Source organism: Deltaproteobacteria bacterium (genome assembly GCA_013151915.1).
Taxonomy (GTDB): domain Bacteria; phylum BMS3Abin14; class BMS3Abin14; order BMS3Abin14; family BMS3Abin14; genus BMS3ABIN14.
In genome coordinates this window covers 1-17,544 of the sequence record JAADHJ010000020.1, presented here as the reverse complement: position 1 = coordinate 17,544, position 17,544 = coordinate 1, and the positions used below count along the sequence as shown (strand labels likewise).

The following is a 17,544-nucleotide window of genomic DNA, read 5'->3' as shown; positions in this document are numbered from 1 at the left end:
TAACAACAAAGTTCAGTGTTTCCAAAAAAAATGGTAAAGGAGAAAGCATGATAAACGATCCTTCGACCCTGCCCATGATGGTCATGGCCGATCCTGACGGAGAGGTGTTTGAGCACCCCTACCTCAGAATGATGGGCGCGTCCGGGAGGTTTCACAGGCCGCCCACACCGGAGGAGATCATCGAGATCCCCTATGGCGCCGATCTGCATATCCTGCCCGGTCGGCACCCGGTGGGAGTGGACCCGGAGACGGGCCGCACAGAGATCGTACACTCCTTCAGAGGGAAACCGGTCTTCGCCGTTTCGGCCTTTTTGCCCCCAGCCTATACATCCCTGCTATGGACGGCTTTCATAAAGGATCATGACGCCTCCTGTCTGCCGCTGTACGCATACACTTCCCTGGGCTGGAGAGACGGTTCTTTCGTCACCACGGCCGTCCGGGTGGACCCCGATCCACGCCAGGACCTGGACAATTATCCGGCGGGGGAAATAGAGAATGAGAACGCGCGCCGCGCCGTACGGAAGCATCCCGACAATCGTCTGATCAAACATCTGGCGCACTGCTGTATTACTTACAGGTGTCCTGCGGCCCGCAACCTTTTCCTCGGCAGGTACGAGGCCCCGCTTCCCACATCCAAAACATGCAACGCCCGATGCGTCGGGTGCATCTCACTGCAGGATGCCGAATGCGTCCCCTCGACCCAGGACCGGATTTCCTTTTCCCCCACACCTGAAGAGGTCGCCGAGGTCGCCGTAGGACACCTGGAACAGGTCCCCAACGGCGTAGTGAGTTTCGGACAGGGATGCGAAGGGGAACCTCTCACCCAGGGGGGGCTGCTGCAGGCGTCCATAAAAATGATCCGGGAAAGAACCGGGACAGGAACGATCAACCTTAACACCAACGGCAGCCGACCGGATGTCCTGAGGAGGCTTTTCGATGCCGGGTTAGACAGTGTACGAATCAGCCTTAACAGTGCCAGAAGGGATCTTTACAACAGCTATTTCAGACCATCAGGTTATACATTCGAAGATGTAATTCGAAGCATGGCCCTGGGAAACGACATGGGGAGGTTCGTCTCCATCAACTATTTCGTGTTCCCGGGCCTGACGGATGAGTCTGCCGAGGCCGACGCATTGGAAAAGATTATCGAAAAAACCGGTATTCACATGATCCAGTGGAGGAACCTTAACATCGACCCCGACCTGTACATGGATTCCCTGGATTGGGACGGAACGAAGGATACAATCGGGATAAAGCCGCTTATGAAAAGAATTCATAAGCGGTTCCCAAAGATGCGGTTCGGCTACTTCAATCCGGCCCTGGGATAATGGGGATTACTTTGCGTGTTTATGGCACTTGACACACACGACCTTTGGGGGATGTTTGGATCCGAGGGGCGCGTCACCCTTCGGGGAATGACAGAGAAGGCACGCCTGGTTCGTGTTCAAGGAACGATGAATCCCGTCCGCGGGCATGAACGGGTATTTCTTGGACGACAGGTAGAAAAGGACCGCCAGAATAACGACGACGAAGGCAACATAGTTAAGGATGTCCGTGAAACCGGTGCGTTTTTTCTTCATGGCCCACCTGATATTTTTCAGACCTTATTCAGATCTAAACCTGTCGATCATCCGATGTCAATGGAATTAATTCCCATGGCCGGAGCACAGTGAGACATGTGAAAGGGTTTGATCCGGCGCCGGAGGAGAAGTTCTTCCCCCGGCGCCGAGGGTATAAAGAGGCTATCAATCGGGGGTCTGAAGGCCAAAAAAGTTACGGAACAGTTCCTCGGAACGCTTTCTCCCCTCCTCGGTAAGCGCTACGGATCTGGACTTGCTCCTTGGATTGTCGATATACCCTCTTTCGTGGAGACGGTTCATGACCTCCCAGTCCTGCCCTTTCCAGGCCCGGTGCCCGGAATCGTCCCTGTAGGTCGTCAGGCAAAGAAGAGCCAGCACTGTCTCGTCCACTTTGTCATTGTTGTACTTCACGTCGTTTCCCATTGCTTCATCCTCCGTCGGTTGATAGAGCCGTAAAAAGTCAAATCATTGATTTGCACGCCCCGTAAGTGGGCGCCTTGATGACTTCTTTGCGAACCCATCAATTGATCAAGCGATTACCGGTGGCATTATGAGGAATGCAAGACAGGGGCCAGAGTTCTGTTTGATCTCGGCTTCGTAGACAAGCCCATTAAGGTAGTTAATATGCCTGGAGGAGGAGGGGGAGTAGCCTTCGCCCTCATCGATGGTCCGAGGGTGCCCACGGCCTTGGAGACGTATGATCGGCCCTCTTCGAGGGCGGGGGCGTTATCTCCACCAACCTCTGTTCTGGAGGGTCCTGGGAAATGGAAAAAGGTGGGCGATTCTGAATAGAGTTTTCATGGCATCACTCGATCATTTATTGGGTTGATTGAAGGTTGATGACTTTGCAAAAAGTCATCAACGCGCCCACTGAAGGGCGCCCAAATCGAAGATTTGTGAGGAAAGTGAAAATGACACTTTTCGCTTTCCGCATTGTGTCGCCCCGGCCACCACCAGTGTGGTAATTATGCCGCACCAGTCATGATTTATCTCTCCTCATGGTTCCATGGGGGCCCTCTCCCGAGGAAATTTTCGGCATGATTCGAAGGGTGCCGAAACCCTGCAGAGGCCCATGAATCCTTCAAGGACGCCCCACGGTCAGCGTGGTTTCAGAGAATAGATATCGATGGGCGGGAAATTCGGCACACATATTGCGTCATTGCGATGGGAAAGTCAAAAAAGGGGAGAAATCATCAGGAGACCATAATGGAAATACAGAGGGTTTTCGAAGTTCCGAAAAGCCAATCCACGCAGGGTAGGGACAAGGACGTGGAAATGATGGCCAGATCCTTCTACCGGCTCCTCCGGAAAAACGGCTATACCCAGAACCAGGTTATCAGCGTAGCGGGATACATCCTCGACGGCCTGATCCGGGAGTTCGAGACTGATGCATCCTCAGACGTCCAACAGCCTGAAGACCAACCTCAAATGTTACAAAGCGTCATTTAGAAGATAAAAAAGGCCCCGGGACATTAAATGTCCCGGGGCCTTCAGGTGGCCTGCTCTAACGTGGCTTACAGAGCCGTGACGTTGTTGGCCTGTGGTCCCTTGGGGCCATCTACGACCTCAAAGCTCACTTTCTGGCCTTCGTTCAGGGTCTTGAAACCATCGCCCTGAATGGCCGAGAAATGGACGAAAACATCCGGTCCTTCGGCCTGCTCGATGAACCCGAAACCCTTGGACTCGTTAAACCACTTTACAGTTCCTTCTGCCATTTTACTTCTCCTTCTCTTTCTTCTCTGTTTTTTTGCAGCTTACCGGAACAGCCTTTGGATAAAGCAAAAAAGGCCCTGAACGTAAAGCCCAGGACCATTGGATGTTCCCCATAAAGCTCTTCCGTACTACAAAAACTGGTTTGAACCGGGAGCAACTCTCACCGGCGAGGATTATATACGCTAAAGGGAGAGGACTTGCAAGCATTATTTTCGGGGATTCCTTCAGGGGAAGGACCATGGTCTATAACTCCTTTGCCATTTTGAAGAGAATGGGGTATTTTCCGATTCCGTGACCATACGGTCACGGAAGGTGGTCACAGAAGGAGGATCGATTTCCATGACCGATGAGAAAATTGCCGCCCTGCACTTTGACAGGCTGGAACCGTCTCTGCGAGAGAGAATCCTGGAGACGGCGGCCGAGGAATTCTCCCGTTTCGGCTACCGGGTGACAAGCATGAACCGGGTTGTTGAGAAGGCGGGGATTTCGAAAGGAGCACTGTTTAAATATTTCGGCACCAAGGCGGGCCTTTTCAAACGCGTTTACACAAGGGCACTGGACGAGGTCAGGGAAACTCTCCGACGGGTCCGGGAGGAAACACACGGGGACCCATTTTTCTCAAGGCTGGAAAGGATCCTCACCGCAGGGCTGGAATTTACCGACCGGCGGCCTGTGTACGCCGCCATTTACTACAGGGTGATATACACCGGGGATTCCCCCCACGGGAAGGAAATCCTGAGGGAGATCCAGGCCGAGTCTCAACGCTTTCTTCGATCCCTTATTGAAGACGGCATCGCCCAGGGAGAACTCCGCCGGGACCTGGATCCTGAAAAAGCCGCGTTCATCCTCCAGGGAGTCCTGGATCGGTTCCTGCAGGCCCGATATCTCGATTTCATGGCGCCCGACCTCCGCCCGGAGGCTGGGTCGGCTTCTGGTGAAGATGAATGGATCCGGGAGATCGTCAAACTTTTTCAAAAGGGTATGGAAAACCATGAATAGAACATTGATCCTGTTGAAGAGAAGTGTGGTATCGATTGGAATCCTGGTCACGGTGCTTTTTTCCCCGCAGGTCGTCCCCAACGCCGTGGCGGCCTCCAACACCATTTCCTTCGGGGTGCTTCCCGTCATCCAGGCCCTTCCTTTGTTCGTCGCCCGGGAGAAGGGATACTTTTCCGACGAGGGCCTGAATGTGGAGCTGATCACCTTCAGGTCCGGCCTTGAAAAAGACGCCGCCATGGCCGCCGGAAGGACCCAGGGCTACTTCGGGGACATGCTCACCTCCCTCATTCTCGACGCCAACCAGATCCCTTCGAGGATGGTTGCCACCATCTACAACACCACCGGCGACCAGCGCATGTTCGCCGTCTTAGCCGCGCCCGGCACCGGTAAACCGTCCTTGGCCGAGCTTGCCGAGGCGGGGATCGCGGGCAGCTCCAATACCGTCATCGAGTACCTTACCCGCAGACTCCTCCAGGCCGAAGCGCCTGGGGCGAAGCTCAACCTCATCGAGGCGAAGAGTATTCCATCCCGGGTTCCCATGCTTCTTTCCGGAAGAGTTCCCGGAGCCGTTCTCCCCGAACCATTGGTGACCTTCGTTGAGAAGAAGGGGGCCACGGTGGTTGCTGACGACCGTGGAAAGGGGATCGCGCCTACGGTTCTCCTGTTTACAGAAAAGTTCCTGCGTGAGCGAAGGGATGACGCCCGGAGGTTCCTGGCCGCCACCGCCAGGGCCTCAGCTTTTATCAGCGAGAACCCCCAGAGCGTTCGCCCCATCATGATCAGGTACGGCCACGTCCCGAAATCTTTGCAGAACTCCCTCCCCATACCGGCATTTGCTCCTCCATCAGTTCCAAAACGCCGCCTTGTGATGGATTCCTATAATTGGCTCCGGAGCAAGGGGATTCTCAAATCCGAACTGACCTGGGGGGATATGGTCCAGGAAGGGCTGCTTTAATTAAAGGGTCATCCTGGAAATGAGTACCTGAATGAAGACCGGACTTCGGGAAAAGCTAATTCAACACGGAGTACACGGGGTTAAACAATTTTGTTTCTGTTTCTTGCACAGGTCAAGAACAAGCTGACCGCAAAGTTAACGAAGTTTAAAACCAGGACCTTATGGCTTTTTGATCCCCTCTGTTAAACCCTCTTTTAAAACCCTGTGGAGCAGCCTGCGAGGGGCTGTACTGTGGTAAATTAGCTCTTGACCTTCGAGATTGCTTCACTCGTAGATCGGTTCACAATGACAGCAAAATAATAAAGGTACCCATTAACCGGATGAACCAAATTAAAGAAAAATTCCGTGCATGGTGGCAGGCCAGCCGCCCACCCTTTTACATCGCCACCTTCATTCCCCTGACCGCAGGCTGGCTCCTGGCGGTGAAGGGCGGCGCGCCCCTGCAGGTGGGCCTCTTTCTTCTCATCAACCTGTACTCGGTGATGGTGCACCTGGCTACCAACCTGGCCAACGACTACTTCGACCACGTCCTGGGCGCCGACGCCGGGGAAAGTATCGGCGGCTCCAGGGTTCTCCAGGAAGAGAAGATCAGCATCGGGGACCTGCGCGCTTCCCTTTGGGTCCTCTATACCGGAGCCGCCCTTCTGGCGGCGGGATTCATGACCATCCGGCACATGTGGATCATGTCCCCCCTGGTGCTCCTGTCCCTCTTCTCAAGCCTTTTCTATACCGCCCCCCCTATACGCTATGGCTACCTGGGGTTGGGGGAGATTTTTGCAGGGGTGAACATGGGGCCGGTAATGGTGGTGGGGACCCAGTGGATCATAACAGGCGCCCCTTCCGTGACCGCATTCCTCGTTTCCCTGCCCATCGGGATGATGGTGGCCGGAATTCTCTACTATCAGAGCATGCCGGACATGGAGACCGACGCGTCGGTGGGAAAGCGGACCATCACTGTCCGCCTGGGCCGCCGTGGCGCTTATTTCGGCCTCATGGTCCAGTGGGCCGTCACCTACGCCCTCATCCTGGGCCTGACCGCCGGAAACATCCTGTCACCCATTGCAGCCTCATCCCTGCTTACCCTCCCCATCCTCGTCAGGCTCCTGCGTATTATCCCCGGAATCGAGGACTGGCAGGAGTTAAACGGGTACGGGCACTATGTCAGAAAACTTTACTTTATCAACGGTACCATCATCATCCTGGCCGTTTGGCTCCGCTAAGATAAAGAATGTTCAATGTTCAAAATGTTCAATGTTCAATGTTCAATGTTCAACGGGACAGGTCAGTCCAGGGTCCAGAGTCCAGAGAGGAAGATCAGGCGCGGGGGACAAAAGGATGTCATTGCGAGCCACGAGTGAAACCGCGGGCGCCGCAATCCCGGGCGAAGCTGAAAGGGTACGATTCTCGATGACGGATCAGACCTCGACACTTCGGTACCTCGATACCTCGACACATGCTCTTTGAACCTGGAACGGTTTCCCCGGCACGGATCTACACGGGTTGTGGGAAAAGCGGTGGGGCTGCCTATTTACTTTTGAACAAGCTCAGCATTCTTTTCAGAAGGGGCGGCTTCGCCGCATTTTCAGGCGGGGGTGATGCCGGTTTTCTCATGTATTCCATCGGTTCCGTTTTCTGCTGCGTGGCCCATTTCACCCAAAAGGCCCTGTCCGGGTGTTTGTAGTTCATAGCTATTACTCTGTCGAACCATATCCGGGCGTTTAACCCGTCTCCAAGGCGGCGGTACATCTCTCCCACAAGGTAGGCGGTCCAATAAAACCTGTTTTCCATTACGCCTTCTTTTTCAAAAGCCTTTTGGAAATACTCTATTACCTTCCTTCGGTATTTCAGCTCGTCAGCTTTTTGTCCATCCAGACTTGAACACCATACAGCCCGAAGATAGAGCGAACCGACGGCAAAATCGCTCAGCCCTTTCGCTTCCTTCAAAATAGCCAGGAACTCCCATTTACGGCTCGATGAAATTTCCATTCCATCAAGCTTTGGCGTGATCCGTTCCTCTACGATCTGCCTTGTCTCCTGGTCCATGGAGCCGTTTTCTGCAGAGGCTTTCGTATAACCGCAGCCGGGACAGGTGTATACCAGAAAACGAATGGGCTGTTCTCCGACAGCCATTTCAAAGGTATCGGTCGTCACCGGGCCGAAATTGTTGGTATGGGTAACCTTTTGCGAGTCGAAGGTTACGCCGCAGCAGAGACAGGTTACTTCGATGGGAACAAGGGTTGTCACAGTTGATCTTCCCTCAGGGCGAAAAATCCGGACTGGAAATCAGTGGGGACCGCCTTCGTCGCCACTATGCTCCCCACCACCACCGGAGCTCCCTCCGTTGTTCTCGTCTGCCATATTCTCTTCACCGATGGCATCGCCGGTTTCGTCTTCGCCGGTTGATGACATGTTCTCCATATACTTTTCAACAATATCATCAGGATCATTATCGGAGATACCCTTGTAGGCTCTCTCTGAAAGATCTTTCAGAAATTTGGCGATATCGCCTTTGTCTGCATCCTTATCCTCAATGAGCGCAGCGGCGTATTTGCCGACTTTACGGGAATCGACGCCATACCCGCTGGCGGCCTTTACCATCTCCATGATCTGAACAGGCGCCAGGCGCCCGCTGGAACGATCCCCGGCCATGACGCTGAAGATGTCGCGTAGGGAGTCCCTGTCCATACCCGCGGCAATGGCGCCAGCCGTCTCAATTATCAGATCCTCTCTCTTTTCCTTGCTCATTCCAAGACCTTTCGCAAGACCGGCGGAAAATTCCATGCGTTCCTCAACCCTTTCCATTGCCCTGATTATGGATTTCTCGCCCACGTTCTTGACCAACCCTTCCAGGATCTTGCCGGCGAGCGGTTCGGGAGGCAGGTCCTTTTCCCGGGCGGCAGCCAGCGCCTGGAGCATCTCCACAAGGCCATCGCCGCTTACACCATTTTCGAGAGTCCTTTCGATAACGGGAGCGATAATATCCTCGGGGACACCTGCTTTGACAGCCGCGATCGCATTCTGGAGGACGTTGTCTCTCTCGTCGGGTAATGCGATCGTTTCGGCGATCTTACGGCTTATATTATCCGACAGGGTTGGAACAGCCATCGCCGGAGCGCACAGGATGATCATCGACATGACAGTCATAACTGTGATTACCACGCCGTTGATCACGCCACCCGTATTCAACCGCTGCTTCATCGTCTTCACCTCCAACAATATTGACAACCTCGAAAAAGTCTCCTTGCCAGGTTCCACCCCCACCCCGGTATGTACGCTTCGCGTATATACCGCTTGATGGACTTTTTACAAGTCCATCAATTTTCTCTTAATAGACCTGTAATGCGCCGTTCGGGAGATCCTTTACCGTCAGGACCCCCGTGACCCCACCAAAATCATCCCTCTCCAAACGGCCCCGTCCAGTACCAACGGTGATGGAACCATCAACGATAAAAAAGTACCGATAGCGGCCGGGCGCGAGACGGAGACTTGCCGACCATATCCCCCGGTGCCGTTTTTCAGCGGGCACCTTCAGGATGGCCGCCTTAATCGATCGCGCCTTCATAAGGACCAGAGACACCCTTTCGGCACGGGGGGCCTCCACCGAAAAACGGATGAAGTTCCTGTCGGCAACAGGACCTGTCCGAAACGGGGCGCCGGCACATCCAAACAGGAAACCCGCCACCAACAGGAGACATGTTCCAGACCTAGATGCCAATCCTGACCACAGAATTCTTCGAACCAAAGTCATCGTTGATCAAATAGTCCGCTGTGGGATCAGCTACACGCTTTTCCCCATCTATGAGAAGGACATATCGGTATTCCCCGGGTGGGACATTTAATTCGACCAGCCAGTAGCCTTTTTTCCCGCGGGGTTTCAGCGGGATCTCTCCGGACCAGTGGTTAAAGTCACCCAATACGGAAACGGAATGGGCCCCGGGAGAATAATAGACGAGCCTGAAGGAGGCCGGCCGCATGGGAAGGTCGGGTACCCGGCGGAAATACGAAGCCGCTCCGAGACCGAGCAGAAGACACGCTGTGGCCACCGCCGCTCCCGCAGCAAATGGACCAAGCGGGGGCAGAAGACCGCGGATAAAGGACCAGAAACCTCGCGGCAGTGCGATGTCAGGGGCTTTCCTAACACTAAGGCCCTTTGCTGTCCGGTCCATGGCCCCGACCTGCTCGATGTACCTTTGGAGGGAAGGGTCCCGACCAAGCAGAAGTTCGAATGTGTCCTTCTCCTCATCCTGGAGATCACCATCGACGTACCTGTGGACCAGGTCCAGATCTTTCCACTTCACCTTACACCTCCCTGAGAAGAGACATGAGGGCATGGCGGGCACGGTAAACCCTGACCCTTGCCGTACCCTCTTCGATCTCGAGCACCTCGGAGATCTGCCCATAGGACAGGCCGTCCACGTGTTTCAGAAGGAAGGGCGCACGGTAGGCCTCCTCCAGAAGTTCCAGAGCCTGGGACAATCTGGCGGCATCCTCCCTGCCGGATAGAATCATCTCCGGGGTCGGGGTGTTCGCCCTTCCCAGATGTTGTGCCGTCTCGGTCAACTTCCTTGCCCTGCCCGCCTTTGCATAGTGGTTCTTCATCGTATTTATCGCAATGCGATAGATCCATGTCTTGAAGGAGGATTCCCCCCTGAATTTCCTCCTGGACCGGTAGGCTCTGAGTGCCGCATCCTGGAGGATGTCCGCAGCCCTTTCCGGGTCCTTCGCCATTCGAGTCAGAAACGTGTAGAGCCCATCGCATACCTGCTTGTATTCTGATTGAAACCGTGCGTCATCCATGAGGTGTCGGTTACCCTTTAGACAATCAAAACCTGAAAATGTTACCGCGCGGCAATGTGCCGTGGGAAATAGAAAAAGGCGGCTGTTCCCATGAATAAGGATCAGCCGCCCTATGAAGGTTTCAGACCTGATGTGGATCAGTCGTGTCCACCGTCTCCGCCACCGCTCCCGCCGTCGTCACCGTCACTTCCATAATCGCAGGCGTCACTGTCATTCTCGGCCATGCTGCTGTCCTTCATTTCGCTGCCGGCGTCGTTAGCTTCGGCCATGCTGTCGTCCTTCATCTCACTGACATCGCCGTTAGCTTCAACCATGCTGTCGTTCTTCATCTCGCCGCTGTCGTCGTTAGCTTCGACCATGTTGCCGTCCTTCATTTCACTGGCGTCGCCGTTAGCTTCGACCAGTGTTTCCAAGGCGTCAGCCACAGACTTCCCGCTGCTGTCACTGGTCAGGCAATCGGTGATAATCTGCATGATTTCAGCATCAGAGGCCCCGGCTGCGAGCGCTTCGCCGACACTCTGGAATACTTCAGTTCTCATGTCGGGCGATGTGACATTATCCGTTATAAACTGTGTCAGGCTGTCCGACAGAACCGGCGCAGCCATGGCTGGAACGATGGTTATAGTCAGGGAAAGAAACATCGCCACCGCAATAATTGATAAAACAATTATCTTGTCATTCGTCAATCGCTGTTTCATAATTTTTACCTGTTTCATCGTTTTTTCCTCCATTTCCGGTCTTTATTGACTCTCCGTTTACAGTTGGAAAGGGTGCTCTTGATCAACCTTCCCATTTAACACCACCGTTCATGTGTTTTTTACCCTTTGGACAATCTTCAATCGGAAACGTTACAGAAGAAATAACCGGAAAAAGGAGTCCGCTTCTTTATGTGGACCTGCCTGTCGGACTTCGCATTGATTTTTGGTTCATGGAAGGAGGAAATTATAAGGATTGTGAGGTGGTCAAAGTGGTGCCGGAGGAGGGATTCGAACCCTCACGACCCGAAAATCACTGGATTTTGAGTCCAGCGCGTCTACCAGTTCCGCCACTCCGGCATGGGTATATTATAAGGGGACGTAGTCAAGTTGTTAAGTAAAACATGCCCGGCGCCCCACAACTTAACTGTTGATAGGGTCGTAAAAAGTCCATTCGCCGCTTTTTACTCCACGGAAAGCGAAAAGTGTCATTTTCACTTTCCTCACAAATCAACGGTTTGTCCCGCAAATCAATGACTTGCGGGACAAACCATCGATTTGGGCGCCCTCCCCGGGCGCGTTGATGGACTTGCAAAGAGTCCATCAACTATTTAACTACGTCCCCCAATCTGTTAAGTTTTCTGCTATGAATATCTTTCTCATAATCGCGGCGGTTGCCGTCGGAGGGTGGATCATCCTTATCCTCCTTCTCAAGGGAATCGCCGCCTTCCTGAAAAAAAGCGCGCTCAAGGCCGCGCGGAAGCTGCTTGTCAACGAGAAGATCCTTAAGATCACCGACAACGCCAGCTTCCTCGGCGCCGATTTCCCGGGCCCGAATCTACCACCCAGGACCAGCGGGGTCCTGGCGGTAACCGACAGGAAGATCTTTTTTTTACCCTGGTTTCCCCGCAAGCCCATTTCCCTTCCATACGAATGGGTCAACGGTGTCGGACTTCAAGCATCTTTCGGCAAACTGGGGTTTTCTGTTCCATGCATGGTGGTGAGGGTTAAAGATTTGAAGGACCCGGAAGGATCCATCGCCTGGCTTGTTCATGAACCGAAGGAATGGGAAAAGACCATTGGATCGAGAGTTAATAGTGGGGGTCCTGGTACCAGGTACCAGGTACCAGGTACTGGGGTTTAGGGTCTTGTCTCCGGCCCATGTTCCCGGGCTTTCCTTGCGACCAGAGCGTAATGGCCGATGTAGATAAACACATTCTTTACACTGTCGAAACCGGCAAATTTAAGGTCCTGGACGACCTGCCGCATGGGAAGCCGTTCCTCCACGGGCGGCCCGATGCCCATGTCCTCCTCCGGATCCCAATCGATAAGAAGAAAAACCCCGCCTGGTTTGAGAATCCGGTAGACCTCTTTCAGGAAGTTTAATCGCCCCTTGATCTCGTGGTACACATTGCCCAGGTTTACGAATTCGGCCCCGGTATCCTCGATGGGGATCCGGTCGCTTACACTCTGCCGGATATGGACATTGGTAAGACCCAGATATTCCACGCGCTTGTCCAACTCCTCGAGCATGGGCGTACTTCTATCGACAGCGATGACCTGGCGTGATGTCCTCCACTCCTGAGCCATGGGCAGGGTGTAGAATCCGATCCCGCATCCCAAGTCCGCACAGGTACGCCAACGAAAGGAACGCACCAGACCCAAAAAAAGCTTTGTGTCCTGGAGGGCTTTTCTTTCGGGGGATTCAAGCTTGTGAAAATCACGGGCGCCAACGACCAAAACGATACCCCTCTTAGATGTGATGGGGAAAGTATAGAGCCTGTGGATACACACATGCAACCTTTTTCCTCCCATTGCCCTTCCAATTTTTTGCGCCCTGGGATATGAAAGGCCCAAAAGAAAGCATGATTCCACGCCTCGCGATGGAACTTTCCGGCTGCGAAGCGGACATCAGGGGAAATCACACTGATGGACATATACAAAAAACTGTACCGGGACAGCCTGACGAAACCGGGTGATATCGCCGGGGTTTTTTCCCTGGATACGGCGTCCGTTACCTCGGTGACAGAGCACTACCCTGCGCTCATAAACCCTTATTTTCAGGGCCTTATCGGGCAAAAAGGCGATCCCATATACCGCCAGATTGTTCCCGATCCGGAAGAAATTTCTCCCTCGAATACCGCCGCTGAAGAGGACCCCATCGGCGAGGATACCCACTGTCCGGTTCCAAATCTGAGCCATACGTATCCTGACAGGGTTCTTTTTCTGATCTCGCCGCGCTGTCCCATCCTCTGCCGCTTTTGCACCAGGAAAAGAAAACTGGGCCGGGGCCTTGTAGTCACCCGCGAAACGGTTGACAGGGGCATTGAGTATATCTCCTCTCATCCCGAGGTCCGGGATGTTCTTTTGTCCGGGGGTGACCCCCTGATGCTGAGCGATGTCCGCCTGGACGAAATCCTAAGGAGAATCAGAGCCATTAATCACGTGGAGATTATCCGTATCGGCAGCAGGGTTCCATGTGCCCTCCCCCAGCGGGTTACTCCGCGGCTGGCCTGGATGCTTTCCCGATATCAGCCTTTATATGTCCACACCCATTTTAACCATCCCGACGAAATCACCGGTGAAAGCACGGCAGCGTGCCGCCTCCTCGCCGACGCCGGCATCCCCATGGGTAACCAGACCGTCCTGCTCAAGGATATCAACGACGACCCGGACGTTTTGGAAACCCTGTTCCGGTCGCTTCTCACCCTCAGGATTCGTCCATACTATCTTTTTCAGTTGGATCTGATCCGGGGGGCCCAGCACTTCCGCACTCCCCTGGAGGTGGGGTTGAAGCTCATGGATACCCTGCGCGAACGCACATCCCCCATGGCGCTTCCCCTCTTTGTGGTCGACCTCCCCGACGCCCAGGGGAAGATCCTGCTTTCGGCAGGTAATTTCGTCAAGGTCACCGAAGGCCGATTCATCATCACGGGCCCATCCGGGAAAGCGGTACCCTACTGTGATCCGGACCCGTGCCGGGTCCAACCCTGACTCCAGGCCGCCAACACCGCTGTTATTTTTCTGTCAAAGCCCCTTTCCGTGATCCTCGTACAAAGTCCCCTTCCACCTGACCCCACCGGAAATATGATATACGGCCGCCGACCGGATAATAGCCCCTACCTGCAGGATGGCTCCTAAAGGGAACGTTGGAAAAAACAGCCATGGGACATCCGTGTGGCGCCCGGCTTGCCTGTATATGAGGCCGAAGGCCGGCCATGCGGCCAGGCCGGCCATGCCGGCCCACCCGGTCCAGGGCCACCCGAAAGCGGCATGAAGGATGGGGGTCCAGAAGGGAACCAGCGTGGCCGTGAGAAGTGCGATGCATCCCCCGGCCGCCCTGAAAGGATTGTAGCCGAATCCGGCGTAGGCATTTTTCTCCACCCCTTTAATAAGGCCCCCGAGCCCCTCGTTCCAGCGAACCCATAGACATCCCCGCCCCCCCACAACCCGCTGAAGGCTGCCGGTCCTTCTCAAGTTTCGCCCAAGAACGAGATCATCGACCACCTCGTCCCGGAGGGCATGGTGTTCCCCTGCTCTCAGGTACGCTTCCCTGCGAACCAGATTGAACGCTCCGATCCCGAGGTAGCTTTCCGAGGCCGGGTCGTTCACCCTCCACCCCCGCAGCCACGTCAGCAGAATGACCACAAAGAAAGAAACAAACACCTTTTCAAAAAATCCCCGGGTCCTCAGCTCGGGTGCGACCACCAGGTGATCTAACCCCTCACACAGGACAAAGTTCAGAGCTCTTTCAATGCATCCGTTCTCGAAGTGAACATCAGCGTCGGTGAACAGCATCCACTCCCCGCTGGAGGCATCGGCGCCCAGCTGTATAGCGTGGTTCTTTCCAAGCCATCCGGCAGGAAGGTCCGCTACGGTGAGCACCGTGACCCTTGCGTCCTTCCGGGCCATCTCCAGGGCCAATTCAGCTGTGTTATCCGAAGAGCGGTCGTTAACCAGGATGACCTCCGCATTGGGTGGAACGCTTTGCAGGACGCTGGACAGGGCGGGACCAAGAGAGTCGGCCTCATCCCGAGCGGGAATGATCACCGAAAGAACAGGAAGGTCCTCATTCGCCGGCTCCGGCAACGAAACCAGATCGGGTATTTTTCTCGATCCGGCCATCCATGACAGCGCCACCCACCACCAGAATCCACAGGCCAGAATGTTCAGCAGGATTAGTATTGATAGGGTCGTAAAAAGTCCGTCCATGGCTTTTTACTCCACGGAAAGCGAAAAATGTCATTGCGACGGCGGGTGGCAGACATTTGAAGTTTGGTTCATCCTGGAAATGAGTACCTGGATGTAAAACCATGGTGAAATAATAAACACTTTCTTAAAGTCCATTTACCACAGCGTGACCACTCCCAGGTCACACCACAGGGTAAAACCAAAGATTAGTGTTTTTGACTTTAAAACCCTGCTTGCCAAGCCGATTTATCACGTTGAAGCCGAGGGTGGAGTTCATTATCGCCTGCCTTTATCCATTGCCTATAGCCTACAGCCTATAGCCTGCTTTTCCCCGTTGAACCTTGAACCTTGAACGTTGAACTTTGAACTTTGAACCTTGAACGCTCTTTATCTTTTGCTTTGTCGGTCAAAATACATTATGGCAGATTATAGGACTGAACATGGCATCTTATTTCATTCCATGCGGAGGGTTGGGCTATGAAGTTAAATGAAATTTACCTGTCAGTAATCCTGGGGGCATTCATGCTCCTGTCCCTTGGCTCCCTGTCGGTTGCTGCCCCGTCCCCTCTTCCCGGAAAGGAGCCCGGCACATTTCTGACGGACTTCAATTTTTCCGGAGGAACCGGGGATGGTTACATCCTATACCAGGTCCGGTGGGGAGATCACCGATCCTTCGAAAGGGTTGTGGTGGAATTCAGGGAAAGGGATACAGGCGCACAGATTCCGGAACTGCCGCGCATGGAGGTTGAGAAGGATGAGTACCCCGCGAGGGTGGCAATCCGTTTGGCGGGTGTGCCGACCAGGGCAAAGGAAATCTACACTGTCAGGCATCCGTTCTCAAAAAGCCGTATGCTGTCGGGCCTTAATCTTTTCGATTCCTGCGGCGGCGGCCAGTTCCTGACCCTTGTTCCATCAAGGCCCCTGGAGTACAGAATATTCACCATCCTGCACCCGGCCCGGCTGGTGATTGACGTCAGGCCGACAAAAACCGTCCCCTCCGACAAGGTGAGATATTTCCTCCGGACCTTTCCGTTGTATGGAGACCAGGTATGCGCCTTCAAAAAAGCCGCCCTGAAGGAAGGAATTACCGGTCGTCTTCTCACCGACGCATCCGGGAACACGTTCGGAGAGGCCGGCGTGTTTGACCGGCCCGAGGATGCCTTCGGGGCAAAAACGCGCCTCAGGGAACTCGGTAAGCGGTTCTCCCTTGTGGTCAAGGCTCGGGGAATAATGGAGACGCCGGAGGTCCTGCCTTAGCCATCGTCTCCGGACAACCTGATTTACCCCTTCCCGTTCTCCTCCAGGTCCGACACGAGGGTCTCCGCCATCTCCCTGAAAAGGCCGCCGGAAGGGCTTTCTTTCTTCAATGCCACCGGCATACCGTTGTCACCGGACGGTCCAACCTCAACGGAGAGGGGGATGGTTCCGAGAAACGGGATCTTTTCCTTCTTTGCCAACTCCAGACCGCCGCCCTGCTGGAAGGGGTTGCTTGTCTCATGGCAATGGGGACACAGGTACCCGCTCATGTTCTCCACTATCCAGAGCCGGGGCAGTTTCATCTGCCGACAGAAGGTGATGGACTTCCTGACCGCGGCCAGGGAAACCTCCTGCGGTGTCGTGACGATGACCGCGCCTGTGGGATTTTCCAGAAGCTGAACGATAGAGAGGGGCTCATCGCCGGTTCCGGGAGGACAGTCCACAAGAAGGTAATCCAGGTCCCCCCACTGGACATCACGGAGAAGCTGCTTGATGGCTCCCGCCTTCATGGGGCCCCGCCAGATAAGAGCGTCATTCTGATCACGAAGAAAAAAACCGATGGAGATGACTTTAAGGCCCCATTCGGTCTCAACCGGATAGAGCATCTCCGATTCGGACTGAACCGGCTGTCTTCCCACCAGGTCGAGCATTGTAGGCACTGTGGGCCCATGGAAATCGACGTCGATGAGGCCGACCTTTTTCCCCGCCTCGGTCAGGGCTGTGGCCAAGTTTACCGCAACGGTGGATTTTCCTACTCCTCCTTTGCCGCTCATGACTATGATCGTGTGTTTGATCCTGTCGAAATTCCTCTTTATGGCGGCCGAACCATCGTCCTGCTCCGGGGACCAACCCTGTGCACTTCCCCCTACCGAACATGATCCGCCACCGCATCCGCTGTTTCCGCTCATGGTTCTCCTCTCATGTTTTTTGAAAAAATGATGTTCTTTCAGATCCGGGGCGCTTTCCCCCGGATCGCAAAAATATGGATCATCCTGGAAATGAGTACCTGGATGAGAACCATACCTCACCATTTGTCATCGCGAACCGTATCTGAGTGAAGCGATCCCGTGGCGACCGGAGGGCGCCGTGACGGCCTTTTCAGCTCTCAGCTCCGCCCGGGATTGCCGCGTCACTCTCGTCTCCCTCGATGCTCCTCGCAATGACAGCAAAATAATAATATAAGGTACGCATTAACCGGATAAATCAAAAATATAAGACCAGCATGGCAAAATGCAATGTTAAGGTTGATGGACTTTTTGCGAGGTTGTCAAGGTTTTATCAGGTCCATCCTGATCGGCTAAGGGATGATCTCCTTGAAGGTTTCAATGGAATAGAACCGCCCGGATTTCCCCGGCGG

Annotated in this window: 20 protein-coding genes and 1 tRNA gene; 8 read left to right on the top strand and 13 right to left on the bottom strand. The window is 54.3% G+C overall.

Annotation, left to right across the window (positions count from 1 at the left end; all coding sequences use genetic code 11):
• Positions 1-47: 47 nt before the first annotated feature.
• Complete coding sequence (locus tag GXP52_04465; protein NOY86534.1) at positions 48-1,328, top strand: radical SAM protein; 1,281 nt, start codon at positions 48-50, stop codon at positions 1,326-1,328.
• A gap of 6 nt (positions 1,329-1,334) precedes the next feature.
• On the opposite strand, the gene GXP52_04460 is transcribed toward GXP52_04465, so the two are convergent.
• Complete coding sequence (locus tag GXP52_04460; GenBank protein NOY86533.1) at positions 1,335-1,580, bottom strand: hypothetical protein; 246 nt, start codon at positions 1,578-1,580, stop codon at positions 1,335-1,337.
• Between the two features lie 165 nt (positions 1,581-1,745).
• Complete coding sequence (locus GXP52_04455; GenBank protein ID NOY86532.1) at positions 1,746-1,991, bottom strand: hypothetical protein; 246 nt, start codon at positions 1,989-1,991, stop codon at positions 1,746-1,748.
• A 795-nt stretch (positions 1,992-2,786) separates the two neighbouring features.
• Between GXP52_04455 and GXP52_04450 the strand changes: the two genes are divergently transcribed.
• Positions 2,787-3,029 carry a hypothetical protein gene (locus GXP52_04450; protein ID NOY86531.1) on the top strand — a complete coding sequence of 81 codons (243 nt, stop codon included), beginning with the start codon at positions 2,787-2,789 and terminating at the stop codon, positions 3,027-3,029.
• 65 nt (positions 3,030-3,094) lie between these two features.
• On the opposite strand, the gene GXP52_04445 is transcribed toward GXP52_04450, so the two are convergent.
• A complete protein-coding gene (locus GXP52_04445) occupies positions 3,095-3,295 on the bottom strand; it encodes a cold-shock protein (protein NOY86530.1) in 201 nt (66 codons plus the stop codon).
• A gap of 337 nt (positions 3,296-3,632) precedes the next feature.
• On the opposite strand from GXP52_04445, the gene GXP52_04440 reads away from it, so the two are divergent.
• The 3 genes from GXP52_04440 (at position 3,633) to GXP52_04430 (ending at position 6,467) form a co-directional block, all read left to right on the top strand.
• Positions 3,633-4,292: a TetR/AcrR family transcriptional regulator gene (locus GXP52_04440; protein ID NOY86529.1), complete on the top strand. Its 660-nt coding sequence runs from the start codon at positions 3,633-3,635 to the stop codon at positions 4,290-4,292.
• The gene (locus GXP52_04435) at positions 4,285-5,247 is read left to right on the top strand and encodes an ABC transporter substrate-binding protein (protein ID NOY86528.1); all 963 of its coding nucleotides are present in this window, start codon (positions 4,285-4,287) and stop codon (positions 5,245-5,247) included. The genes GXP52_04440 and GXP52_04435 overlap by 8 nt, the downstream gene beginning before the upstream one ends.
• Before the next feature lie 320 nt (positions 5,248-5,567).
• Positions 5,568-6,467 (top strand): prenyltransferase, encoded by a 900-nt coding sequence (locus tag GXP52_04430; GenBank protein ID NOY86527.1) that lies wholly within the window; start codon positions 5,568-5,570, stop codon positions 6,465-6,467.
• 304 nt (positions 6,468-6,771) lie between these two features.
• Here the strand turns inward: GXP52_04430 and GXP52_04425 are convergent, their stop codons facing one another.
• From GXP52_04425 to GXP52_04395, 7 genes are all read right to left on the bottom strand, one after another.
• Positions 6,772-7,491 (bottom strand): DUF2225 domain-containing protein, encoded by a 720-nt coding sequence (locus GXP52_04425; protein NOY86526.1) that lies wholly within the window; start codon positions 7,489-7,491, stop codon positions 6,772-6,774.
• A gap of 39 nt (positions 7,492-7,530) precedes the next feature.
• Positions 7,531-8,445 (bottom strand): hypothetical protein, encoded by a 915-nt coding sequence (locus GXP52_04420; protein NOY86525.1) that lies wholly within the window; start codon positions 8,443-8,445, stop codon positions 7,531-7,533.
• Positions 8,446-8,572: 127 nt separating this feature from the next.
• A complete protein-coding gene (locus GXP52_04415; protein ID NOY86524.1) occupies positions 8,573-8,962 on the bottom strand; it encodes a hypothetical protein in 390 nt (129 codons plus the stop codon).
• Entirely contained in the window at positions 8,952-9,545 is a 594-nt protein-coding gene (locus GXP52_04410) for a hypothetical protein (protein NOY86523.1), read from the bottom strand. Before GXP52_04410 ends, GXP52_04415 begins: the two co-directional genes overlap by 11 nt.
• A gap of 1 nt (position 9,546) precedes the next feature.
• On the bottom strand, positions 9,547-10,044 hold the full coding sequence (locus GXP52_04405; protein NOY86522.1) for a sigma-70 family RNA polymerase sigma factor: 498 nt from the start codon (positions 10,042-10,044) through the stop codon (positions 9,547-9,549).
• Positions 10,045-10,181: 137 nt separating this feature from the next.
• On the bottom strand, positions 10,182-10,760 hold the full coding sequence (locus GXP52_04400; GenBank protein NOY86521.1) for a hypothetical protein: 579 nt from the start codon (positions 10,758-10,760) through the stop codon (positions 10,182-10,184).
• Positions 10,761-11,012: 252 nt separating this feature from the next.
• Positions 11,013-11,099: transfer RNA gene (locus tag GXP52_04395), tRNA-Leu, on the bottom strand.
• 286 nt (positions 11,100-11,385) lie between these two features.
• Between GXP52_04395 and GXP52_04390 the strand changes: the two genes are divergently transcribed.
• Positions 11,386-11,883: a hypothetical protein gene (locus GXP52_04390; protein NOY86520.1), complete on the top strand. Its 498-nt coding sequence runs from the start codon at positions 11,386-11,388 to the stop codon at positions 11,881-11,883.
• Here GXP52_04390 and GXP52_04385 read toward each other — a convergent pair.
• Positions 11,880-12,539, bottom strand: coding sequence for a class I SAM-dependent methyltransferase (locus tag GXP52_04385; GenBank protein ID NOY86519.1), 660 nt, complete (start codon positions 12,537-12,539; stop codon positions 11,880-11,882). The two genes, GXP52_04390 and GXP52_04385, sit on opposite strands and share 4 nt — an antisense overlap.
• 129 nt (positions 12,540-12,668) lie before the next feature.
• On the opposite strand from GXP52_04385, the gene GXP52_04380 reads away from it, so the two are divergent.
• Positions 12,669-13,733 (top strand): KamA family radical SAM protein, encoded by a 1,065-nt coding sequence (locus GXP52_04380; GenBank protein ID NOY86518.1) that lies wholly within the window; start codon positions 12,669-12,671, stop codon positions 13,731-13,733.
• 33 nt (positions 13,734-13,766) lie between these two features.
• Here the strand turns inward: GXP52_04380 and GXP52_04375 are convergent, their stop codons facing one another.
• A complete protein-coding gene (locus tag GXP52_04375; GenBank protein NOY86517.1) occupies positions 13,767-14,951 on the bottom strand; it encodes a glycosyltransferase in 1,185 nt (394 codons plus the stop codon).
• 456 nt (positions 14,952-15,407) lie between these two features.
• Here GXP52_04375 and GXP52_04370 point away from each other — a divergent pair, with 456 nt between their 5' ends.
• Positions 15,408-16,187, top strand: coding sequence for a hypothetical protein (locus tag GXP52_04370; protein NOY86516.1), 780 nt, complete (start codon positions 15,408-15,410; stop codon positions 16,185-16,187).
• A gap of 23 nt (positions 16,188-16,210) precedes the next feature.
• Here GXP52_04370 and GXP52_04365 read toward each other — a convergent pair whose 3' ends face one another.
• On the bottom strand, positions 16,211-17,095 hold the full coding sequence (locus GXP52_04365) for an Mrp/NBP35 family ATP-binding protein (protein NOY86515.1): 885 nt from the start codon (positions 17,093-17,095) through the stop codon (positions 16,211-16,213).
• Positions 17,096-17,544 lie beyond the last annotated feature (449 nt).